Origin of the sequence: Micromonospora fulviviridis (assembly GCF_014648395.1) — a bacterium.
In the GTDB taxonomy this organism is placed as follows: Bacteria; Actinomycetota; Actinomycetes; order Mycobacteriales; family Micromonosporaceae; genus Micromonospora; species Micromonospora fulviviridis.
Genome location: NZ_BMRA01000002.1, coordinates 547,283 through 569,877, shown reverse-complemented (window position 1 = coordinate 569,877; position 22,595 = coordinate 547,283). Strand labels below are relative to the sequence as shown.

The window sequence follows — 22,595 nt, the reverse complement described above, 5'->3', positions numbered from 1 at the left end:
CCTCTCAGCCGAGGAACAACTGACGACGGGTGGCGGACGACTCGAACGCCTCGAGCCGGGCCTGGGTCTCGGCGGGGGTGGCGTCGCAGATCGCCTGGAGCACCACCATGGCCAGGGTCATCGGTGCGGTGTGCAGGTCGAAGACCAGATCGGTGCCGACGGCGGCGGGGAGCACCACGTCGGCGTGGTCGGTGGCCGGACTGACCGGGGAGTCGGTGATCGCCACGACGGTCAGGCCGACCTCCCGCGCCTCGCGCAGCGCGTCCATGGTCTCGCGGGGGTAGCGGGGCAGCACGAAGGCGAGCAGCGCGCCCGCTCCGGCCGCGACGGCCTGTTCGAGCCGGTCGGCGAGGAGGCTGCCGCCGTCGTCGAGGACCCGCACGTCCGGGTGCACCTTCGCGGCGAAGTACGCGAAGTACGCCGCGAGGGGCGCGGCGGCGCGCAGCCCGAGCACCGGCAGCGGCCGGCTGGCGGCGAGCAGCTTGCCCACCTCGACGATCCGCTCCGCGTCGGCGAGCTGTCCGGCGAGCCGGTCGAGGTTGCCCATCTCGGCGTGCACCGCCCGCTGGAGGGCGTTGCCGGCGTCGGCCGGGTCGGTGGCGCCGCCGGCGGTCAGCTCGCGGAGCCGGCGGCGCAGCGCGGGGTAGCCGTCGTGCCCGAGCGCCATGGCGAACCGGGTCACCGACGGCTGGCTGACCCCGGCCAGCTCCGCCACCTCCGCCGCGGACAGGTACGCCGCCGCGCCCGCCTGCTGCACGAGGCAGTGCGCGATCCGGCGCTGGGTCGGGGTGAGCCGGACGCCGTGGAAGAGGTCGAGCAGGCGGTCGGTGGGTGCCGCACCGCTTTCATTCACGGCCTGACTCTATGCATGAAAACTTTCAGATGGCAAGGCCGGTGGGTGGTTGCGTTCGAGCTGGCGGGGGCGTTGTGCACCGAAGGCGGTCAGGCGACGGCCGGTAAGCGATCTCTGACCCCTTGTGCACGGTGATCGGGATCGATAGCGTGCAGCCAGTCTTGTCTCGCTTCCACGGGGGTTGCCGTGACTTCACGGTCGATGCATGCTGCCCTTTTCCGGGCCAAACACCGAAGTCCACGCTGGATGCGGCGAACCGCTGCACTCCTGGCTTTGGTGCTGGTCAGCTCGTTCCTTCAGCCGACCTCCGCCGCCTCGGCGTCCGAGCCGGCCCAGGACCGCGCGATCGCCGTCTCGTACGTGCTGTCCGGCGGCCCCTCGCTCCGGCGCGCCGCCGAGGCCGCCCTGCTCGGGACCGAGGACGACCTTCGTGCCTTCCTCGACACCGGGCACGTCGAGGCGCAGGAGGCCGACGAGCGAGCCGCGGCGCAGGTGCTGGCCGGCATGGACGGCCCCGCCATGCGGGCGGCGGCGCTCCAGGCGCTGGCCGGCTCGGCCGAGGACGTCCGGGCGTTCGTCAACGGCGGCTGGAAGACCTCGTGGGCGACGGACGAGCGGACCCGGGCGTACCGGCTCCTCGAGTCCGGCGGCCCGACCATGCAGGCGGCCGCTCAGAACGCGCTTAACGGGACGCAGGAGGAGCTGAACGCCTTCCTGTCCAGCGGGCGGGACTCGGCGGAACGCGCCGACGACCGGCTGGCGGCCACCCGGATGTTGACCGGAGCCGCCAACAACTCCGGCCCCGTGCTCAATGCAGCGGCGCAGCAGGCGCTGGCGGGCACCCCGGAGGAGCTGCGGGAGTTCCTGGAGTCCGGGCAGTTCGTGGCGCGGGCGCGGGACCAGGAACTGGCCTCCATCCGGAGCCTGACCGAGCAGGCCAAGCAGGCGTCCGAGGTGACCGCCCGCGAGTCTCTCGCGGCGTCCGAGGCGTCGACCCGCGCCGCGAACGCCGCCGCGGAGGCCAAGAAGGCCGCGGAGACGGCGGCGGCGGAGACCGCGGCCGCCGGCAACTCGGCGAAGAAGGCCTCGGCGGCCGCGGCCCGCGCCGCGGATGCCGCTGCCGGCGCCGCCGACGCGGCCCGGGACGCCATCGGCGCCTCGAACGCGGCCATGCGGGCCGCTCAGGTGGCGTCGGACGCCGCGCGCAAGGCGACGACGGCAGCCTCGTTGACCGCCCAGGCGGCGTCGCGGGCGCAGCAGGCCGCAGCCGCCGCACGCACCGATGCGGGCAAGGCCGCGGCAGCGCGGCAGGCCGCCCAGGCGGCGCGCGACGCGGCGGCGAAGGCGAAGGAGCTCAACGCGGTCAAGGCCCAGCGGGACCGGGCGCTGGCACAGGCCAAGGAGGCCGCGACCGCCGCCAAGAACGCCAGCGGCAACGCCGACGCGGCTGCCGCTGCCGCGGATCAGGCCGGCAACCAGGCCGGCGTGTCGGCGGCCGAGGCGCAGCGGGCGCGGGACGCGGCGGCTCGGGCGCGGCGCGCCGCGGCTGCCGCCGCGCGTGCGGCCGACCGGGCGTACGCCCTGGCGCAGCAGGCCGCCAAGGCCTCCGACGACGCCTTCCGGTACGCCGAGCAGGCGGTGGCCCACGCCGAGGCTGCCGCGGCCGCGGCGGACCTCGCCGCGGACAAGGCCGGTGAGGCGGCCACCGCCGCCGCGGAGTCGGCGAAGCACGCGGCGGCGGCGGTGGAAGCGGCGAATATCGCCGTTGCCGCGGCCAACCAGGCGGTGCAGCTCGAACAGCTCGCCCGGGACGAGGACGCCGCCCGGCTCGCCGAGGCCACCGAGCAGGGGGTCCAGGCGGCACAGGACGCCTTGGCCCAGGAGGAGGCCGCCAAGCTCGACGCCGGTGCGGCCGCCGCATGGAACCGCAAGCTGTTGTGGGACACCGCGGAGGAGGACCGGGTCGACCCGGCGACCCGGAAGCTGCTGGACGAGGCCATCGCCGGTGGTGCGCCCACCGATGTGGTCCTGGATCGTGGTCGCCGGGCCGCGGCGATGTTGATGCAGACCGGCGGGGAATGGACGCGCGCCGCCGCCGAGGAGACGCTGACCGGTGGCGAGACGGAACTGCGCTCGTGGCTGACCGAAGGTCGCAAGTTCGCGGTTGGCCAGGACGACCGGGCGCGCGTGTGGCATCTGATCGACACGCTGCCGGACGGCAACGAGAAGACTGCCGCGCAGACCGCTCTCACCGGTGACGACGCGGCGGTGCAGCAGTTCCTGCGGACCCGGAGCTACCTGGGGAAGTCCTCGGTGGACCGGCAGGCGATCTACAAAATCCTCGAAACCGCTGGTCCGACACTGAAGGCGGCGGCGGAGAAGGCTCTGGCGGGGACGAACGCCGACCGGCACCAGTTCCTGCGTAGCGGCCAGTACCCGCCCAGGACCGCGGACGAGCGGCTCGAGATCTACCGGATCGTGGAGACCGGGGGACCTGAGGTGAAGGCGGCGGGCCAGGTCGCCCTGGCAGGTCCGCCCTCCTACATCTCCTACTTCCTGACGGCCGGTCGCTACAAGGCGGAACAGCGAGATTACGAACAGAGCACGCACGTCTCAGCTGTCCGCGCGCTGATCGTTCAGGCCCAGCAGTACGCCGCATCGGCCCAGTCGGACGCGGCCGAGGCAAACCGGGTGGCCGCCGTCGCCGCGGGTAAGGCGGCAGAGGCGAACACCTATGCCCAGCAAGCTGCTGCCTCCGCAAGCCAGGCGGCTCAGTACGCCACCCAGGCGCAGCAGTCTGCGGCAGCGGCCAAGCAGTCTGCCGACCAGGCGGCGCAGTCCGCGGCGACTGCCCGGAACGCCGCCAACTCGGCTCAGGCCAGCGCCAACCAGGCCGCAAAGTCGGCCACGACGGCCACGGCCGCCTCGAAGCGGGCGCAGGCAGACGCCCAGGCTGCGTACGGAGCTGCTTTGAAGGCCAGGGCTGATGCCAAGGCTGCTGGAGCGGACGCCATCGCCGCGGACCTGGCCGCCAAGGAGGCGTCGGCGACCTACACCAACCGGCTCAAGGAATTCGAGGCACAGCAGCGGAGCACGGCCCCGGGCAGCGGCAGTGACGGCACCGGCACCGCCGCGGACGAGCACAAGACCTGGGGCTGCCTCGCTCCTGATTCGGCCCTCTCGGAGCGTTGCGTCACGGTATACAAGGACTTCGCCGGCGCGATGATCGACCCGGCGAAGTGTGCCTCACCGGCCAACAGCGGTAGGGCCGGCTGCCAGATGCTCTCCGATCTGAAGGGCTTCGTCGATCAGAACCCGGACCTGCTGCTGGACATGTTGCAGTTCGTCCTCGGCATGTGCGGCTTGATCCCCGGCGTGGGCGAGGTCTGCGACGCGGCGGACGCCGCAATATCGTTCAAACGCGGCGACATAATCGGCGGCCTGCTTTCCATCGGTGCTGCTGTTCCGGTGGTGGGATACCTGGCGAGTGGTGCCAAGGGCCTCAAGAACGCCGACAAACTTCGCAACATCACGAACATCATCGAGACCCTCTCCAAGGCGTGCAAGAACAGCTTCGCGCCGGGGTCCTCGGTGTTGATGGCGGATGGAAGCCGGAAGCCCATTGAGAATGTCCGCGTCGGCGACACAGTGCTGTCCACCGACCCGCGTGCCCGTACCACCGCCGCCCAGGCGGTGACAGCGACGATCGTCGGCGTTGGCTCCAAGACGCTCGTCGACGTCATGATTGATGACGATTCGGACGGCAGCACGCCCGCGTCCACGGTCGTTGCCACAGACAACCACCCGTTCTGGCTGCCTGAACTCAGTTCCTGGGTGAACGCCGAGGACCTCGTGCCGGGTCAGCGCCTTGCTGCCGCGGACGGCACGCTTGTCAAGATCGAGGGTACGACCAGGCGCTTCGAGGAAGCGAGGGTCTACAACCTCACGGTGGAGGAGTTCCACACCTACTACGTCGGGGCGGGCGTCGCCTCGGTGCTGGTGCACAACGCCGGATGCGGCCCAGCGTTGTTCGTCGACCCGAAGCAGTTTGGCAAGAAGTGGGGCAAACATGCGGAGGATTATGGGCTGGACGCGGCGAATCCTGCCCACCGCGCGCAGTTCATGAAGCGGATCCAGGAGATTCACGACGGGCCCCACGAGGTGAGGATCGGCCCGATCCAACAGGATGGGCCGGATCACCTCATGTACGTTCAGGGCGAAGACCTGTTGATCACGAAGACGGATGGAACGTTTGTCAGCTTGTATCCGGGAGCGAACACGAGCACGTGGTTCGCAGGAGGGAAGCCCGTCCCCTGTTCCTGTTCAGGGTGAGCAGACGGTGGAGGATCAGAGATTGAACGAGGCTGAACTACTGCGCTCGCTGGTGGGTCAGGAGTTGAGCGCAGTCCGGCGGATCAACTATGTCCTTCCTGACGGTTCATGCGACCGGCGAGAAGGGCCGCTCGAGCTCACTGTCCGCTCTGAACTGACGGTGCGCCTCGACTCGAGTTCCGACGGAGAATCTCTCCACGTCGAGCAGGGGCAGTGGGAGGACCCGTTCAGGGGTAGCCTGAGTCCTGAGAACATTGCTTTTCTCAAGACGGCCGGTAAATGGACAGCGTTCGACGTCTCGGGAGACAATGAGTACCGATCGATGATTGGTCGAAGCATCGAACAAGTCAAATTCGTGACACGAGCAGGAAAGACGGTCGGCGTCGACATTGTGATATCGGCGGCGGTGATCCGGGCGGAGGTCGTCGCCGACGAGCTTGTCGTGGACCTGGTGCGAGGATCTTGATCCGTTCATTTGATGTTAGTGAAGGTCGGCATTCGGCCCAGGCCTATGGCCGGACCAACTCTCGGATAGGAAGCAAGCGATGAAGGTATTGCCATGGGTCGGGGCAGCTGCTCTGATTGCCGGCGGTGCGGTGGTCATCCCCGCGACGATGTCGACGGCGGCTGACACCCAGCCCTCCCTGGAGGAGGATTTCAACCACCCGGGAGCCGCCCAGATCCTGGCGGAGCACGGGCTCAAGCTCTACAAGGGCGACGGCCACATCATGTGGACCGCCAGCCGCTCGATGGACGACGACGTCCAGTGCGCGGCGGGCGAGATCCAGGTCGAGCAGATCGTCGATTTCGCCGGCACCTTCCACTGCTTCAAGATCCTCGGCGGGAGCGGTTACCTGACGCTGGAGATTCCGGGGACGTTCGGTATCCGCGGTGGGACCGAGACGGTGGAAGCGACCGCCAACCTGCCCGAGGGTCAGGAGAAGTTCACCATTCCGCCGAACCAGTCGGTGCCGATCCGGCCGGGTACCGGTAGCGAGCCGCCGCAGGCGGTCCTCGTCGAAATCCGGGTGGACTGACGTACGTAGCTGAGCGCATACCTCACGGGCCGCCACCGACGAGGTGGCGGCCCGTCGGCTGTCCAAAGACAACACCGTCGTCACGTCACCTGCCGATCGGGCCGGAAGTCCCATGTGGGGCCCACCCACTGGCGGGCGAACGGGTGGGCACCCGCTCTGTACTATCCGCACGGCGGGTGAGCAGAGGAGAAGTGGCATGCAGCCGGTTGGTCCGTACAGGTTCACCGAGGCGCTCGGCGTCTGCCAGGTGGGTACGGCGTGGTGGGCCATCGACGGGCAGGACCGGCTGGTGACCGTGGCGATGCTGGACGGCGCCGCCGCGACGGACCAGCCGTGGCGGGAGGCGTTCACCAACGCGGCGAACGCCATGGCCCACAGTCCCGACGGGCAGCGCTACGTCAACGCCGACTTCGCCGCCGCCAAGCCCTGGGTGGCGTACCCCTCCGAGGAGGGGATGGGCGCCCAGCGGCTGTTCCAGACCCTCGGCATGGAGCTGCACCCGGCCGAGGCGGAGGCGGACGTCCTCATTCCCGCCACCGGCACGGTCGCCGACCCGCCGCAGCCGGTCTCCGGTGCGCCGGTCTCCGGCACCCCGACCCCGACCTCGGGTGCCCCGCTGCCCTGGGCCATGCACGCCGCCGTGCCGACGCACCAACCGGTGTCGCCGCAGCCGGTGCCGCACCAGCAGGCGCCGCAGCCGGTCGTGCCCCGGCAGCAGCCGCCCGTGGAGGCGGCGCCGATCTCGCCGGCGCGGCCGGTCCCGTCCACCGACGCGCCGCCGGCCGACCCGTTCGCCGATCCGGTGCGCCGCATCCAGCCCGTGTCGCGGCCCGCGCGCCGGCGTGGCCCGGGCGTGGCCCTCGTCGCCGTCCTGGTCGTCCTGGTGGTCGCCGTCGGCACCGGCGCGCTGCTCTGGGCGAACGCGGGTGACGAGGACTCCCCGTCCGGACCCGACCCGGCGACCAGCTTCGCGACGGCCGCGCCGGCGGCGTCGGCAGCCGTTCCGGGGCTCAAGCCCTGGACGCAGGCCGCGCCGTACAGCGCCGAGGAGCGCGCGCTCGCGGTCGCCGCGCCGTCCCTGGTCTTCGTCGAGGCCAGCTTCACCGGCATGCTGCGGGACGCGAAGAGCAACGCGCCGATCAGCCCCACCCCCGTCACGTTCAAGCGGCGCTGCTCCGGCTTCGTGGTAAACGCCGACGGGATGGTGGTCACCAACGGCCAGTGTGTCCGGCCGACCGACGACTCGGCCCGCGAGCGTGCCCTCTACACGCTGGGCCGGATCCTCATCGACCAGAAGCGGCTCACCGCCGCCGGCCTCGACGGGTTCGTCCGGACGAAGCTGGCGACCACCCGGTTCACCGGCACCGACCCGGCCGCGCCGTTCACCAGCCAGGTCTCCGGCCAGTTCAACGTGGCCCGGGGTGACCTGGCCGCCAGCCCGGCGGTCCCCGGCCAGGTGGTCCGGGTGCTCGAACCGGACGCCGGCAACCTGGCCGTGGTCAAGCTCTCCCAGGCCAAACTGCCCGTCGTGGAGCTGGGCCCGGCGGAGGGCCCCGGCCCGGGCAGCGTGCTGCTGCTTCTCGGCTACCAGACCACCGACACCGCCTTCCGGGGCGCCCGGTTCACCGTCGAGTCCAAGGTGGTGCAGGTGACCGGGACCGGCGACCAGGGCAGCGTCGCCGTCCAGCGGGTCAACGACGACATCGGGATCTACTCGCACGGCGGCATCGCGGTGGACACCGCCGGTCGGGTGGTCGGCGTGGTGGACAGCGACCGGGCAGCCGACGGTGGCGCGAACCGGGCCCTGGTGCCGGTCTCCGCCGCCACGACGCTGCTCGGCGAGGCGGGGGTGAGCAACACCCTCTCCGACGCCGACCGGCTCTACCGCACGGGGCTCGACGCCTGGTTCACCGGCCGCAGCGGCACCGCGGTGTCCCATCTCGCCGCGGTCGCCGACGCCGAGCCGACCAACCTGCTCGCGCAGGCGTACCGGCAGAGCGCCGCCGACCGGGAGAAGCTGGCGGCCGACGAGCCGAACCCCTCGGCGCTGCCGGCGGTCATCTTCGCGGCGCTCGGCGGGGCGCTGGTGGTCGGGCTGCTCGCCCTGCTGCTGCGCCGACGCCAGCGCTGAGCCCGGTCAGCGTGTGGAGTTGTCCCGGCCCCAGCCGTCGCGCGGGTGCCGGCGGGCCTGCGCGGCCGCGACCAGGGTCAGCGTGACGTAGACCGCGGCGGCCGGGACCAGCCACGGCCGTGGCAGCACCACGTCCCGCAGCCAGGACGAGCGCGCCGAGGGCCGCACCCCCTCGTGACTGGCCCGCAGCATGGTGTTGCCGGCCCGCACCCGGGCCAGGGTGCGGACCAGGTCCGGCGTCCGGCGCGGCGCCTGCACGTACGAGGTCGCTCCGGACACCTCGCTCTTCTCAGCCGAGGTGAACAGCGAGTCGAGGAACATGTCGTCGGCGATCTCGGCCGGGAAGGTGTCGAACCGGGCCCGGCCGGCCGCGGACAGGCCCACCGCGCCGCGGCCGAAGAGCGCGTCGCCGAAGATGGGCAGCCGGGTGCTGATCGCGTAGTAGGCCCGTACGGGCAGGGAACGTCCGGTGGTGACCATGGCCCGGCGCGGGGTCACCGCGAGCGGCGGTGACCCGTCGGCGGCCAGCGCCTCGGCCATCCGCCGCAACGCACCCGGGCTGAGCACCACGTCCGCGTCGAGGTAGAAGCGGGGGAAGCCCCGCGCCACCGCGTCGCCCGCGTTCAACGCCCGGGCCTTCCCGGCCTCCGCCAGCTCCACCACGCGTACGCCGGGGCGCGCGGCGGCCACCTCGGCCGTGGCGTCGGTGCAGCCGTTCGCGACCACGACGACGTCCAGCCCGCCCGGCTCGGCGTCGGCGAGCAGCGCGTCCAGGCAACCGCCGATCACCGTCGCCTCGTTGTGCGCGGCGATCACCACGCTGATCGTCTTCGGCTCGGCCGGTCCGTGCACCTGTCGACACCTTCGGAGGAGGGGTTGGCCCGGTCCGTGCGTGGCGGCGGACCCGGGCGGGAACGGCTGTCAGCTTGCCGGACGGGTCGGGCCGGCCGCAAGGCGGGCGGCGTATCGGGCGCAGGGCCCTCAAAGGGATGTGTCCGATGAGCCGGACCGGTCTGATGTGCAGCAATAGAGCAGCCCGGACCGGCGCAGATGCGGTGTGGACCACGTCTTTCGGGGCACCGCGGGCCACTTCTCCGCTGGTATCGTCCTCCTGTTTCGAGCCCGATTTCCACCGGTCCTATGAGGATGGTGGTCGGGTTCTCACGGCCGCCGCGACCGGCCGACGACCGTCGACCGCACCGGCGGCCGAGGCCGCGGCGACAGACCCTGGGAGACGCACCCCCCGATGGAGACCCTGACCCACCCGGCCCGGGATCCCGCACCGGGCGCCGCGTCGTCGGACGCCCCGACGACCCGGATCGAGCGCCTCGCCCGTCACGCGGTCACCGGGGCGCTGGCGCTGGTCGCGGTCAAGCCGCTGCTCGACGTCGGCGAGTCGAAGGCCGGTGACGCGCTCGACGTCGGTGTCGTCGTCACGGTGCTGGGCGCGTTGCTGATGCTGGGCGCGCTCGCGGCGGTGGTGTACACCGGCCGCCGGCTGCCCGCCCGCCCGCTGCTCTACATGCTGGTGGCGCTGGTCGCGATGCTCGTCATGTCCGGCATCGACTACCTGGCGGTGCCGGCCCGGGAGGACCTGCTCGAACTCTTCGACGTCCGCCGCTACTCGATCTACGGCCCGCACCTGGAGCCCACCTCGGCCATTCCCGCCGAGGCGCTCCGTCTGGTCGTCGGCTTCGCCCCGCTGGCCCTGCTGGGCCTCGCGCTGCTGCGCCCGGGCTGGCTGCGCTCCCGACGGCTCGCGCTGGTCGCGGGCGTGGTGGTGGTCGCCGCGGTGGTGCACTGCGTGCTGGCCTGGCTCCAGGTGGCCGGGGTGCTCCCGTACTCGTTCTACTTCGAGCTGCCGGGACAGAAGATCGGCCGAGCCTCCGGTGGCTACTACCACCCGATGTCGCTCGGCCGGCTGCTCATGTTCGCGGTGTTCCTGATCTACGTGCTCGGCGACCGGCTGCGGGTACGCGCCGTGGTGCGCTACGCCCTCATCGTGCTCTTCGTCGCCACCGGGGTCGTCTCGCTGCACCGCTTCACCATCGTCTGCCTGGCCGTCATCGTCGTCGCCTTCGAGGCGCGGCGGCTGCGCGGCTGGCGGACCGGCATGACGCGCCGGCGGCTGCCGCTGGCCGTCGGCGCGGCGGTGGTCCTGGTGGCCGCGGCGGCCGGGGCGCTGTCCAGTGCCACCGTCCGCAACAAGGCGCACGTCACCCTCACCGAGGTGGGGTCGCTGGACGTCCGCTCCGACACGTTCATGCACGGCCGGGGCGCGATCTGGAACGACGTGGCCGAGATCCTGCACCGGTCCCCGCTGGACGTGTGGCTGTTCGGCTTCGGCTACGAGCCGTGGGACATGCACAACGACTGGCTGCGGGTGCTCGTCATCTGGGGCGTGGTCGGCGTGGGGCTGACCATCGCCGTCCTGGTGGGGCTCTACCGCCTGATCCGGGCCCAGCTCAGCCCGGCCGGGCGGCTGCCGCTGGCCGTGCTCTACGCCACACTCGTCCTCTTCGGACTGACCCAGAAGCCGCTGGCCTACCCGTACTTTCTCTGGCTCTTCGTCTTCGGCGCGGTGCTGCTGATCGGCATCGACCGGGAGACGACTCCGGTGGCGGAGGAAGGCGGGGACGCTCGATGAGCTTCTGGCCGTCGGCGCCCCTGCGGGAGCACGGGGTGGAGCTGCCCGGCGGGATCCAGGGTGTCGCTCGGCCCCGCCACCTGCCCCAGCCGGCCGAGGCGCCGCGGGTGGTCCCCACCTTCTCGGTGTGCATCGTCGTGCGGGACCGGGCCGTGCTGCTGGTCAACGCCGTCCGCAGCGTGCTCGCGAACAGCTTCCCCGACTTCGAGGTGGTCGTCGTCGACGACGGCTCGCGGGTGCCGGTCACCCGGGTGCTGGACGAGGCCATGCTCTCCGCGGACGGCCGGGTCCGGGTGTTCACCCAGCCGCCCAGCGGCATCGCGCAGGCGCGCAACGTGGCGCTGCGGATGGCCACCGGCCGCTACGTCACCGTGCTCGACTCCGACGACGAGCTCTCCGCCGACGCGCTCGCCCGGCTGCACCACCTGTTGGCGAGCACGGGGGCGCACTGGGTCTACACCGACTACCGCGAGGTGAGCGGGGCGCGGGCGCGCACGATCCGGCTACCCGAGTACCCGACCCCGCGCCGGATGCTGCTCGGCGTGCTGACCCGGCCGCGGCTGCCGTTCAAGCATTCCGGCACCACCATCGACCGCCGGGTGCTCGACCGGATCGGCGGCTACGACGAGAGCTTCCGGCTCTTCGAGGACATCGAGCTGGTGCTGCGGGCGCTGCGTGCCGGCGTACACCCGCGCCGGCTGGCCCATCCCGTCGTGCTGTTCCGGCGCCACGACGGCAATGTCACCCGGGGCCGGATGGGCGGCCTGGGGTTCTGGTTCCGCCTCGTGGACATGTACCGGCCGTCCGCGGTGCCGGGAGCCGGCCTGGGCATCAAGGCCCTGCGTGCCCTGAGCGAAGCGGGGAAGTGGCTTGTCACCCTCGGCCGTTGACCTGCCCGCGGACCGTACCGTGCGGTCCCCACGCGGCAACCGGGTCGTCGCCATGCTGGTGCACCTCGGGATGCTTGGGCTCAGCCAGGTCGGGGTGACCGTCGCCGCGTTCGCCACCCAGATCCTGCTGGCCCGCAGCCTGTCGCAGGCCGCCTTCGGCACGTTCACCACCGCCCTCGCGCTGATCTCGCTGACCGCCCCGTTGGCGGTGTTCGGCGTGTCCGAGCTGTGGTTGCAGCAGTTCGGCCAGCGGGGCGCCGGGGCGTACCGCTGGGTCGGGCCCTCCGTGCGGGTCGTCGCCGCCTGCTCCGCCCTGATCGTCGCGGTGGTGCTGCTGTGGGGTTTCGGGGCGCTTCCCGACCCGCGGGCGGCGACCGTCCGGGTGCTGCTGGCCGCCGTGGTGGTCGCGCAGGCCGCCCTGGGTCTGGTCGCGTCGGTGCAGCAGTTGCGGGGCGACTACCGGGGGCTGTCCGCGCTCCAGTTCGCGCCGCACCTGGGGCGGGTGCTGGTGGTGCTCGCCGTGTGGGCCGCGGGCCTGGGCGTGGTCGCCGCGGCGGCCGGGTACGCCGTCGTCGCCCTGTTGACCGTGGTGGCCTGCCTGGCCGTGATGCGCCCGTTCCTGCGCGGGGTCATGCCGCTGGAGGGCCACGCCCGGTCCGGCCCCGCGCCGTCGCCGGACCGGCCGGTGGCGGTGCGCGACGTGCTGGGCGCTGCGCTGCCGTTCGTGCTGGGCAACGTGTTCTACCTGCTGGGCATGTACCTCGGGACGGTGGTGGCCGGCGAGTTCCTCAGCCCCGAGGCGGCCGCCCTGCTGTCCGTGCCGATGTCCGTGCTGGCCGCCGTCTACCTGGTCCCGCGGGTCGTCTACCAGCAGTACTTCCTCGCCAAGCTGCACCGCTGGGCCGGCTCCGACCGGGACGCCATCCTGCTGGCCTATCGCTACGGCGGCGCCGGGATGGTGCTGCTCGGGGCGGTGGTCGCGGCGCTCGTGGCGGTGGCCGCCGGCCCGGTGCTGCCGGTGCTGCTCGGCGCCGAGTACGCCGACTCGGCCGCCGTGCTCGCCGTGCTGGCCCTGGCCATCCCGTTCCGCTTCGGCGGCGCCGCCGTGGCGTCCCTGCTCACCAGCGGCGGCCTCCTCCGGCGCAAGGTCGCCTACCAGGGCGCCGGCGCGGCGGTCTACCTGGCCGCGCTGGCGGTGGCCACACCGTTGTGGGGCATCATGGGGGCCGCGACGGCCACAGTCGTCGCCGAGATCGCGCTCTGCTGTCTCTTCTGGGTCGCGGTGCGCCGGCGGGTGGTCGCCGGTGCCACGCTGCCGTCCTGGCGGGACGTCCGGCGCCGCCTGACCGGAGAGGACTCCCGTGCGTCCTGAGCCAGCGCCCGCCGCCCGGCGTCCACTCGTCGTCGGCTACTACGGCATGGACAACGTCGGCGACAACGCCTTCTGCGTGGTCGTGGACTGGGCGCTCCGGGCGTACTGGGGCTCCGCGGCGCCGGTTTTCGCGGCGCCGCCGCTGGTGGACCTGCCCGGTGACCGCACCGGCATGGATCCCCGCTGGTACGTCCGCGGCGGGGTGACCGGCCGCGCCGGCACCCTGCTCAACAAGGCCGCTCTGCTCCGGCGCTCCTCCATGGTGGTCTTCGGTGGCGGGTCGGTGTTCCGGGAGATGGGCCCGCTCAGCGAGAAGAAGCTCTTCTCGCTCTTCTCCCGGGTGTCCGGGCACCCGATGGCCGCCCTCGGTGTCTCGGTCGGGCCCTTCCTGTCGCCGGTCGCCGAGCGGCGGCTGCTCTACGTGCTGCGCCGGATCGACTTCATCGGGGTACGCGACCTCGCCTCCGCGGAGATCCTCCGGAGCGCGGGCCATCCGGGCCTGCTGGTGCCCGCCGGCGACCTGGCCGGCCTGCTGCCCGAGGCGCTCGGCGAGCCCATCCCGCCCCGGGCGCCCCGGCCGGCACGGCGGGCCCGGCTGGGCGTGACCCTGCTCGGCGTGGACTACGAGGCCGGGGACGAGGAGTCCCGGCGGCGCGAGGACGCGCTGATCGAGGGCATCCGCGCCCTGGTCCTCAAGGAGCCGGTGGATGTCACCGTCTTCGTCTACAACACCCATCCGGTGCACGGGGACGAGCGGGTCAGCCGGCGGCTGCGCGCCGCCGTCGAAGGGCTCTGCGACATCCGCGTCGTCACCGCCCGGGACGGCGTACGGGCGTGCTGGGACGAGATGAAGCGGTGCGACCTGGGCCTGCACATGCGGCTGCACGGCGCCGTCTTCGCCTACCTGGCCGGGGTTCCATTCACGCTGGTGCCGTACCAGAAGAAGTGCGACGACTTCCTGGACGAGATCGCCCAGCCGGCGTCGCTGCGACTCGGCCGGGTCCCGCGCGACCCGGCGGAGGTGACCCGGATACTGGCCGCCATGCTCACCGACGACGCGGTGCCCGGCCTGTCCCGGGTGGACTTCGCCGACCGTGCCCGGCTGAACTTCATCCGCGCGCCGTGGGCGCTCGGCGCCGAGCCGTCCCCGCGGTGACCGGCGACGCTCGTCGCGCCACCAGGCACACCCGGCTGCTCGCGGCGACCCTGGCGGTCAGCGCCGTCCTGCTCGCCGCGCTGGTGGTGGTCGTCGCGAACGCCCACGACCGCTCCCCAGGCCCGTCCGCCGCCGGGTCGCCGACGCCCTCCCCGCCGGCCGCCACACCCGAGCGCGACAAGCTGCGCGACCTGATGCCGTCCGGGGTGCGGATCGGCACCGCCATCGACGGGCGCGCGCTCAGCCTCGACTCCACCTACCGGGACGTGCTGGCCGGGGAGTTCGACACGGTGACCGCCGAGAACGCGATGAAGTGGCGCAACCTGGAGCCCTCGGAAGGGGTCAACACCTGGGTCGGCGCCGACCAGCTCGTCGACTTCGCCCAGCGGAACCGCCAGTCCGTCTACGGCCACACGCTGGTCTGGCACAACGACGTACCGCAGTGGGTGTCGCCGGACTGGTCGCCGGAGCGGCTCCGGGCCGTGCTCCGCGCGCACGTCACCGCCGTCGTCTCCCGCTACCGGGACCGGGTGTGGGCCTGGGACGTGGTCAACGAGGCGCTCGACGAGGACGGCTCGCTGCGGGACACGCTGTGGCTGCGCAAGCTCGGTCCCGGCTACATCGCCGACGCGTTCCGCTGGGCCCACGCCGCCGACCCGGGCGCCCGCCTGTTCATCAACGACTACGGGACGGAGGAGCGGACCCGCAAGGCCGACGCCCTGCTGAAGCTGGTCCGGAACCTGCGCGCCCAGGGAGTGCCGTTGGACGGGGTGGGCTTCCAGGCCCACCTGGAGTCGGACCGGCCGCCCTCGGGTCTCGCCGCCAACCTGCGCCGCTTCGCCGCCCTGGGCGTCTCCGTCGCGATCACCGAACTCGACGTCCGGGTGAAGCTGCCGGCCGGCCCGGAGAAGCTGCGCCAGCAGGCGGCCGTCTACCGCGACGTCCTGGCCGCCTGCCTGTCCGTGCCGGCCTGCGTGTCGCTGACCGTCTGGGGCTTCACCGACGCCCGGAGCTGGATCCCCAACTACCACCGCGGCTACGGGGCGGCGTGCCTGCTGGATGCCCAGTACCGGCCCAAGCCGGCGCACTCCGCCATGATCGAACTGCTCGGCACCCGGCATCCGCGCGGGCCGGGCGCCTGACCACCGGCCGGGTCACCGCTGGGCGCTGCCCACGATCTCCTTGACCGCGTCGCGGCGCACCGCGTCGTAGAAGGTGCGCACCTTCGCCGGGTCCGGGAACACCACGCTCTCGGTGCCGACCCGGCCGGTGCCCTTCGTCGGGCTCGTGAAGAAGAACAGGTTGCCGCCCCGCAGGTTGCGCAGGTCGCCCGCCATGTCGAGCAGGGACATCCCCTTGTCGACCGACACCGCCGCCGAGGACGCCTTGACGAAGTCGTTCAGCTTGCCGGGATTGGTGAGGATGCCGCCGGAGGCGGCCCGGTCGAGGATGGCCCGGATCACCTGCTGCTGGTGCCGGATCCGGGCGAAGTCGCCGTCCGGGAACTGCTTGCGCTGCCGCGACCAGTCCAGGGCCGTATCGCCGTCCATGTGCTGCACACCCTTGGCGAACTTGCGAAACGGCGGGTGGATCGAGGTGAACTCCCGCTCCGAGTCGATGTCGACGCCGCCGATCGCGTCGATGATGTCCTTGAACCCGGCGAAGTCGACGATCGCCACGTGGTCGATCCGGACCCCGGTGAACTGCTCGACGGTCTGCACCATGAGCGGCACCCCACCCCAGGCGTACGCCGCATTGATCTTCGCCTCGCGGCCGCCGTGCTGGCCGTCCTTCGAACGCGGGACGTGCACCCAGGTGTCCCGCGGGATGGAGACCAACTCGGCGCTCTTCCGGTCCTTCGGCAGGTGGGCCACGATGATCGTGTCCGACCGCGAGCCGGTGGTGTTCTCCGGGTCCCGTGAGTCGCTGCCCAGGATCATGATGTTCATGGCGCCCTTGGCGGCGACGGGCGGGCGCGCCTCCTGCGGCACGCCCTGGAAGGCGTCGACGCGCTCGATGCGGGAATCGACCGAGCGCAGGTAGAAGAAACCGCCACCCACGCCGCCGCCGACGAGCAGCACCACCACCAGCAGCACGATCAGGGCGACGCGCCGCCCACGCCGCCGACGCGGGCGCGGATCGGTCACCTCCTCGCCGGTCCCGTCCACCTCGGACGGTGCGGTCGGCGCGTCCGGCTCCGGGTCGACGATCTGCTGGGCATCTGGCATGCGCGCGATGCTACTGACTCACGCTCCGTCACGCCGACCCTCGTCCGACCGGCCAACCTCCGCCACCCGTTCGGCGCTTTCCTCCTCAACCGTCGCCCCGAACCTGGTACAACACCACGGGTGGATGCAACGAAGCTCCGTCGGGCCATCGCCCGCACCCGGCTGGCGCCGGTCGCCGCCTTCCCCAAGCGCCTGGCCCGGGTGGCCCGGCATGACGCCCGGGTGCTGCGCACCTCCGCCCGGTGGCTGCTCACCTCCCGGGAGCACCACAACTACACGTACGAGCTGACCAAGCTCAGCCGGCACCACCTGGCCTGGTTCGTCAGCGTGACCTGCGACGTCCCCGTCGGGCAGGTGCGCCGCTGGTTCGCCGAGATCGAGGGCGACGACAAGCTGCGCGCCCACATCGAGACCGCCACCGCCGCCGCCTCCCGCCGCGGCCTGGCCGACCGGCAGGTCCGCTACGCCCGCCGGATCGGCTGGTACGCCATCGTCCGCGCCCGCAAACCCGCCCACGTCGTGGAGACCGGAGTCGACAAGGGCCTCGGCAGCTGCGTCCTGGCCGCCGCGCTGCTCCGCAACGCCGCCGAGGGCCACCCCGGCCGGCTCACCTCGCTCGACATCAACCCCGAGGCCGGCTACCTGGCCCGGGCCACCCCGTGGGCCGACGTCGTCGACCTCGTCATCGGCGACTCGGTCGCCTCGATCGGCGCCCTCGACCGGCCGGTCGACCTCTTCCTGCACGACAGCGACCACAGCCGGGTGCACGAACGCAGCGAGTTCGAGGCGGTCGAACCGAAGCTCGCCCCCGGCGCCGTGCTGCTCACCGACAACGTCACCGCCACCAACGTCCTCGCCGAGCACGCCGAACGCACCGGCCGGCGATTCCTCGCCTACCGGGAGACCCCCGCCGGGCACTGGTACCCGGGCGACGGCATCGGCGTCGCCTGGTGACGGTCCCGTGTGAACCCGTCTTAGCTTTCGCTTAGCCCGCTTGTCCGGCGCCCCACCGGTCCGGCAGCATCGACCGGCGTGACCGACGGCAGCGCTCCCAGCCGCCCCCTGCCCGCCGCGGACGAACACCGGCCCACCCGGGCCGGCCGCCGCCGTGCGCCGGCCGGCCCGCGCCGGTGGCTCGCCGCCGGCGGCCTCGCCGCGCTCGCCGCCGTGGTCGCCGTGATCCTCGCGGTACGCGGCGGCGCCGCCCCCGCCTGCGCCGCCCCGCCGCCCCGCGCCCTGCCCGTCGGGGCGCTCGCCGCCCCGCCGATCGGCGGCACCGTCCACACCGGAAAAGCCACCTTCTACGACTCGAAGGGGGCCGGCGGCAACTGCTCGCGGCCCACCGCGCCCGCCAACCGGCTTTACGTCGCCCTCGGCCCCACCGAGTACGCGGCCGGCGCGTCCTGCGGCGGCCACCTCGACGTCACCGGCCCCAAGGGAACCGTCCGCGTCCTCGTCATGGACCAGTGCCCGGAGTGCGAACCCGGCCACCTCGACCTCTCCGCCGAGGCGTTCGCCCGGATCGCCGACCCCGTGCAGGGCGTCGTCAAGGTCAGCTACCGCGCGGTCGTCGACCCGCCGCTGCCCGGCCCGCTCACCTTCCGCGTGAAGGAGGGCGCCTCCCAGTGGTGGTTCGCCGTCCTGGTCGGCGACCACGGCAACCCGCTGCGCGCCGTCGAGGTGCGGCAGGGCGGGTCCTGGCGCGCCGCCGCCCGCGAGGACTACAACTACTGGCTCATCCCCTCCGGCGCCGGCCCCGGGCCGTACACCATCCGGGTCACCGACGTGTACGGCCACCGCGCCACCGCCACCGGCATCCGCATGCTCCCCGGCCAGGTCCAGCGCAGCACAGTCCGGATGTACGGCGCCGCCGCCCCGGCCCGGTCGGCCACGCCCAGCCGCTCGCCGTCGGCCCGGCCCAGCTCGCGGCCCAGCGCCTCCGCCAGCCCGGCGACCACCGCACCGCCCGGCACCCCCGCCGTGGTGGACGCGGCCGCCGCGCCGCCGGCCAGCCTCGCCCCGGTCCCCGCCGGCTGCGGCTGACCGCAGCGGGAGGCGGAGTCAGGCCGCGGCGGGGTCCAGGTCGAGCCACATGAAGACCTCGTCCCGGTCGTCGCCGGGTGCGAGCCGGAGAGCGCCCGGCAGCCGGCCGACCTCGCGGTAGCCGAGGCGCTCGTAGAAGCCACCCAGGCCCAGCCCGTCCCGGACCGTCACGTGCAGCGCCGCCAGGCCCAGTTCCCGGCCGATCCGCTCCGCCTCGCGCATGAGCGCCGCGCCGTGGCCGCGCCCCTGTGTGTCGGGGTGCACCATGACCCGCTTCAGCACCCGCCAGTGCGTCTTCAGGTGGAACCGGTTGTCCCCGATGATCAGGACGCCGACCAGGCGGTCCCCCTCGTAGCCGGCCAGCAGCCGGTCCGGCCCGTCGGTGATCGCCGCGAAGGTGGCCGCGGCCACGGGCCGCACCTCGGCCTCGGTCACCGGGGCGACGAAGCCGACCGCGCCGCCGGCGTTGGTCACGTCCACCCAGAGGGCGATGATCTGCTCGCGCAGCTCGGGGGTGAGGTCGGGGTCCAGGACGAAACGCAGGTTCACGCCCGCCATCCTGCGCGAGGCGACGCGACGTGAACCCGCGTTCGTGACCTTCATGACATCGGGCTGGTGCGGGAGAGGGGAGTCGAACCCCCACGTCCTTTCGGACAATAGGACCTAAACCTATCGCGGCTGCCTGTTACGCCACTCCCGCAGACCTGCTGAGTCTAGAGCGTCGGGCCTCCGGCGTGGTGAGCCCGGCCTCCCGGAGGATTTCCTGGACGGTGCGATGACTGATCGCCGCGCCGGCGTCTGAGGCGTCGGTCAACGCCGAGGCGATCTTCCGGGAGCCGGCCTGAGGGTGCGCCAGCGCGAAACGGATGACCGAATCCCGGAACCGGTGCCGGACCGGCCGGTCACGGACCCGCGGTGGCGGTGCGATGGTCCCAGTCGCGTCGAGGCGCCGCCGCATCCTGCTCACGTGGTCTCTCGTGCAGCCGAGGAGGTGGGCGGCCTCCACGGTCGTCACGTGACCCGCGCTGACCTTCCTGATCAATGCCTCAGCGTCCGGCGATGGGTCGCCTGAACTCTCCTGAGCCGAGACGTCCGGCAAGGCTGGCGCGTCGGCCTGCGTCCGGACGCGGCCGGCATAGGTTGCCGTCTGGCTGTGACAGTTGGGACACAGCAGCCGCAGATTGGATGGCCGGTTGTCGAGCCGGTCGCCGTTGATCGAAGTGCGTAGTGCGCGGGCCCCCGGCTTTAGCTGTGGGCCGTGCGTATCAATTTCGGACGGACAGTAGATAGCACGAGGCTGTATATTGCGGGGGTGTCCGTTGCCCTGCGGTCGAACAGCAACGTCGTGTTCCAGTGCGCTTTCCACGTCGTGTGGTGCTCGAAGTACCGACGCCGGGTGCTCGGCGGCCGGATCGAGGAGCGGTTGAAGCAGCTCATCCGTGAGGTGGTGGAGGAGAAAGGGGCGTGGCTGGTGGCGCTGGAGGTCATGCCTGACCGTGTTCACCTGCTGGTCGAGGTGGACCCGCAGTTCGGTGTCCACAAGCTCGTCAAGGCGATCAAGGCGCGGACGTCTCGGGTGCTGCGTGAGGAGTTCCCGTCGCTGCGTTCCCGGCTGCCGACCTTGTGGACGAACTCGTACTTCGTGGCGACCACCGGTGACGCCCCGCTGGCAGCGGTGGAGGAGTATGTCGAGCAGCAGAAGGGCCGCTGAATGCTGACCGGCCGCCGCTATCTCCTCGCCTTCACCGACGAGCAGGCCGCCTACGCCGAACAGGTCGGTGCGGTGTGTCGGGCGGTGTGGAACACGGCGTTGGAGCAGCGCCGTGAGTACCGCCGCCGTGGCGCGTTCATCGGCTACAACGAGCAGGCCGGGCAGATGGCCGAGGCGAAGAAGGACCCGGACTGCGCGTGGTTGGCCGACGCGCCGTCGCACACGTTGCAGCAAACCCTGCGGGACCTGGACCGGGCGTGCAAGACGCATGGCACGTGGAAGGTGCGCTGGCGGTCCAGGGCCCGCACGGCCCCGTCGTTCCGGTTTCCCGACCCCAAGCACATCGCGGTGCAGCGACTGAACCGCAGGTGGGCTGAGGTGCGGCTGCCGAAGTTCGGGCCGGTCAGGTTTCGGTGGACCAGGCCGTTGGGTGGCGCCATCCGCAACGCCACCGTCTTGCGTGACGGCGGACGCTGGTACATCTCGTTCTGCGTCGAGGACGGCGGGACCGAGGTTGCCCCGAACGGTAAGCCGCCGGTCGGTGTGGACCGGGGTGTGGCCGTGGCTGTGGCCACCTCTGACGGGGGGCTGGACGAGCGGGAGTTCGTCACTGCAGGCGAGGCGGCCCGGCTCAAGCGGTTGCAGCAGCGCCTATCGCGGTCGCTGCGGGTCTATGGCCGCAACCGCGGATCGAAACGTCGCGACGCTACCCGCGCGCAACTCGGCCGGCTCAACGCCCGTATCCGGGCCCGCAGAGCTGACTTCGCCGTGCAGACCGCCGTGCGCCTGGTCCGCGAGCACGGCATGGTCGCTGTCGAGGACCTGCGGATCAAGAACATGACGGCCAGCGCGAAGGGCACCGTTGAGCAGCCCGGCCGTAACGTCCGCCAGAAGGCCGGCCTGAACCGGGCCATCCTCGCCAAAGGGTGGGGCGTATTCCTGCTCAAGCTGGAACACGCCGCCCGCTACCACGGGGCAAAGATCGAGAAGGTCAATCCGGCGTATACGTCGCAGACCTGCAACGCCTGCAAGCATGTCGCCTCGGAGTCCCGCGAGAGCCAAGCGGTCTTCCGGTGCGTCGCCTGCGGCCATCAGGACCACGCCGACGTGAACGCGGCCAAGAACATCCTCGCCGCCGGGCTGGCGGTAACAGGGCGTGGAGACCTAGCCGCAGGGCTGTCTGTGAAGCGCCAACCACCCGAACGGCTCGCGGCGTGAACGCGCCTCAGCCACGGGAATCCCCCGACCTTCAGGCACGGGGAGGAAGTCAAGTGGTCGACGTGGAGGAGTGGCGCGTCCTGCCACCTCGGGCCAAGGCCGCAGATCTCACATCGTTCGGGCACGCCGATGGCAGCAAGGGCGCGCCGGAGCCGGAAGCCGGGTGTTCTGTTCGCGTCCGGTGGCAGCCGGACCAGAGTCTCCGACGGTGCCTGCCGACGACCCCGCACTCCGCGGTTGTGCCCCTGCCCGGTGAAGTGTGAGGTGTCGATGCCGAAGCGCTTCAGCTGCCGGCTGATGTGGGCGTGCGAGCCGCCGCTCATCGGTATGCCCAGCAGCCGAAGCACCTCCGCGATGCTCCGTGCCTTTGCCGCTGCTGCCGACAGCGTCTCCGGAGAGTGTTTGTAGCGAGGCATGCACGCAGGGTAGTGGCGGCCTGTGACAGCTCAGTCGAGGCCGAGGTCCCGGCGCAGCTTGGCGACGTGTCCGGTGGCCTTGACGTTGTAGAGCGCCCGCTCGATCTTCCCGTCCTCGTCGATGACGAAGGTCGAGCGGATCACCCCGGTGACGGTCCGGCCGTACATCTGCTTCTCGCCGAACGCGCCGTACGCGGTCAGCACGGCCTTGTCGGTGTCGGCGACCAGCGGGAAGGTGATGGCGTCCCGGTCGCGGAACTTGGCCAGCTTCTCCGGCTTGTCGGGGGAGATGCCGACCACCTCGTAGCCGGCGGCCTGGAGCGAGGCGAGCGAGTCGCGGAAGTCGCAGGCCTGCTTGGTGCAGCCGGGCGTCATGGCGGCCGGGTACGCGTACAGGATGACCTTGCGTCCGCGCAGGTCGGCCAGGGACAGGGTCCCGCCGGTGTCGGTGGGGAGGGTGAACTCGGGGGCGGGGTCGCCGGGGTTCAGGCGGTCGGTCATGGCGCTGACGATACCGCCGCCGTCGGGTCCGGCGCGGGTGGCGACGCGCCGCTCGCGTGA

The 22,595-nt window shown here is 72.1% G+C and carries 18 protein-coding genes and 1 tRNA gene; 13 read left to right on the top strand and 6 right to left on the bottom strand.

What is annotated here, in order from left to right; genetic code table 11:
• Positions 1-4: 4 nt before the first annotated feature.
• Positions 5-853, bottom strand: a complete 849-nt coding sequence (locus IEY96_RS07625; RefSeq protein ID WP_189194069.1) for a MurR/RpiR family transcriptional regulator — start codon at positions 851-853, stop codon at positions 5-7.
• Between the two features lie 276 nt (positions 854-1,129).
• Here IEY96_RS07625 and IEY96_RS07620 point away from each other — a divergent pair, with 276 nt between their 5' ends.
• The 4 genes from IEY96_RS07620 (at position 1,130) to IEY96_RS07605 (ending at position 8,353) form a co-directional block, all read left to right on the top strand.
• Positions 1,130-5,185, top strand: coding sequence for a polymorphic toxin-type HINT domain-containing protein (locus IEY96_RS07620; protein ID WP_229791465.1), 4,056 nt, complete (start codon positions 1,130-1,132; stop codon positions 5,183-5,185).
• A gap of 7 nt (positions 5,186-5,192) precedes the next feature.
• On the top strand, positions 5,193-5,651 hold the full coding sequence (locus tag IEY96_RS07615; protein ID WP_189194067.1) for a hypothetical protein: 459 nt from the start codon (positions 5,193-5,195) through the stop codon (positions 5,649-5,651).
• Between the two features lie 79 nt (positions 5,652-5,730).
• A complete protein-coding gene (locus IEY96_RS07610; RefSeq protein WP_189194066.1) occupies positions 5,731-6,222 on the top strand; it encodes a hypothetical protein in 492 nt (163 codons plus the stop codon).
• Positions 6,223-6,418: 196 nt separating this feature from the next.
• Positions 6,419-8,353: a trypsin-like peptidase domain-containing protein gene (locus IEY96_RS07605; RefSeq protein WP_189194065.1), complete on the top strand. Its 1,935-nt coding sequence runs from the start codon at positions 6,419-6,421 to the stop codon at positions 8,351-8,353.
• A 6-nt stretch (positions 8,354-8,359) separates the two neighbouring features.
• Here IEY96_RS07605 and IEY96_RS07600 read toward each other — a convergent pair whose 3' ends face one another.
• A complete protein-coding gene (locus IEY96_RS07600) occupies positions 8,360-9,205 on the bottom strand; it encodes a glycosyltransferase family 2 protein (protein ID WP_229791430.1) in 846 nt (281 codons plus the stop codon).
• Between the two features lie 394 nt (positions 9,206-9,599).
• Between IEY96_RS07600 and IEY96_RS07595 the strand changes: the two genes are divergently transcribed.
• Genes IEY96_RS07595 through IEY96_RS07575 form a run of 5 tightly spaced genes read left to right on the top strand, consistent with a single transcriptional unit; the run spans position 9,600 to position 15,560 of the window.
• Positions 9,600-11,000 carry an O-antigen ligase family protein gene (locus IEY96_RS07595; protein ID WP_189194064.1) on the top strand — a complete coding sequence of 467 codons (1,401 nt, stop codon included), beginning with the start codon at positions 9,600-9,602 and terminating at the stop codon, positions 10,998-11,000.
• A complete protein-coding gene (locus IEY96_RS07590; protein WP_189194063.1) occupies positions 10,997-11,890 on the top strand; it encodes a glycosyltransferase family 2 protein in 894 nt (297 codons plus the stop codon). Before IEY96_RS07595 ends, IEY96_RS07590 begins: the two co-directional genes overlap by 4 nt.
• 19 nt (positions 11,891-11,909) lie before the next feature.
• Entirely contained in the window at positions 11,910-13,262 is a 1,353-nt protein-coding gene (locus IEY96_RS07585; protein ID WP_189194062.1) for a lipopolysaccharide biosynthesis protein, read from the top strand.
• Positions 13,252-14,418, top strand: coding sequence for a polysaccharide pyruvyl transferase family protein (locus tag IEY96_RS07580; protein WP_189194061.1), 1,167 nt, complete (start codon positions 13,252-13,254; stop codon positions 14,416-14,418). Before IEY96_RS07585 ends, IEY96_RS07580 begins: the two co-directional genes overlap by 11 nt.
• Positions 14,415-15,560, top strand: a complete 1,146-nt coding sequence (locus tag IEY96_RS07575) for an endo-1,4-beta-xylanase (protein WP_189194060.1) — start codon at positions 14,415-14,417, stop codon at positions 15,558-15,560. The genes IEY96_RS07580 and IEY96_RS07575 overlap by 4 nt, the downstream gene beginning before the upstream one ends.
• Positions 15,561-15,572: 12 nt before the next feature.
• Here the strand turns inward: IEY96_RS07575 and IEY96_RS07570 are convergent, their stop codons facing one another.
• On the bottom strand, positions 15,573-16,646 hold the full coding sequence (locus tag IEY96_RS07570; RefSeq protein WP_189194059.1) for an LCP family protein: 1,074 nt from the start codon (positions 16,644-16,646) through the stop codon (positions 15,573-15,575).
• 120 nt (positions 16,647-16,766) lie between these two features.
• On the opposite strand from IEY96_RS07570, the gene IEY96_RS07565 reads away from it, so the two are divergent.
• Complete coding sequence (locus IEY96_RS07565) at positions 16,767-17,600, top strand: O-methyltransferase (RefSeq protein WP_189194058.1); 834 nt, start codon at positions 16,767-16,769, stop codon at positions 17,598-17,600.
• Between the two features lie 78 nt (positions 17,601-17,678).
• On the top strand, positions 17,679-18,689 hold the full coding sequence (locus IEY96_RS07560) for an expansin EXLX1 family cellulose-binding protein (protein WP_229791429.1): 1,011 nt from the start codon (positions 17,679-17,681) through the stop codon (positions 18,687-18,689).
• Between the two features lie 18 nt (positions 18,690-18,707).
• Here IEY96_RS07560 and IEY96_RS07555 read toward each other — a convergent pair whose 3' ends face one another.
• Complete coding sequence (locus IEY96_RS07555) at positions 18,708-19,247, bottom strand: GNAT family N-acetyltransferase (RefSeq protein WP_189194057.1); 540 nt, start codon at positions 19,245-19,247, stop codon at positions 18,708-18,710.
• A gap of 55 nt (positions 19,248-19,302) precedes the next feature.
• Positions 19,303-19,389 (bottom strand) — tRNA-Leu (locus tag IEY96_RS07550).
• 612 nt (positions 19,390-20,001) lie between these two features.
• Between IEY96_RS07550 and tnpA the strand changes: the two genes are divergently transcribed.
• Positions 20,002-20,400 carry an IS200/IS605 family transposase gene (tnpA, locus tag IEY96_RS07545; RefSeq protein ID WP_189194056.1) on the top strand — a complete coding sequence of 133 codons (399 nt, stop codon included), beginning with the start codon at positions 20,002-20,004 and terminating at the stop codon, positions 20,398-20,400.
• Positions 20,401-21,618 carry an RNA-guided endonuclease InsQ/TnpB family protein gene (locus IEY96_RS07540; protein ID WP_189194055.1) on the top strand — a complete coding sequence of 406 codons (1,218 nt, stop codon included), beginning with the start codon at positions 20,401-20,403 and terminating at the stop codon, positions 21,616-21,618. It begins immediately after the preceding gene.
• A gap of 446 nt (positions 21,619-22,064) precedes the next feature.
• On the opposite strand, the gene bcp is transcribed toward IEY96_RS07540, so the two are convergent.
• Entirely contained in the window at positions 22,065-22,535 is a 471-nt protein-coding gene (gene bcp, locus IEY96_RS07535; protein WP_189194054.1) for a thioredoxin-dependent thiol peroxidase, read from the bottom strand.
• Between the last annotated feature and the right edge of the window lie 60 nt (positions 22,536-22,595).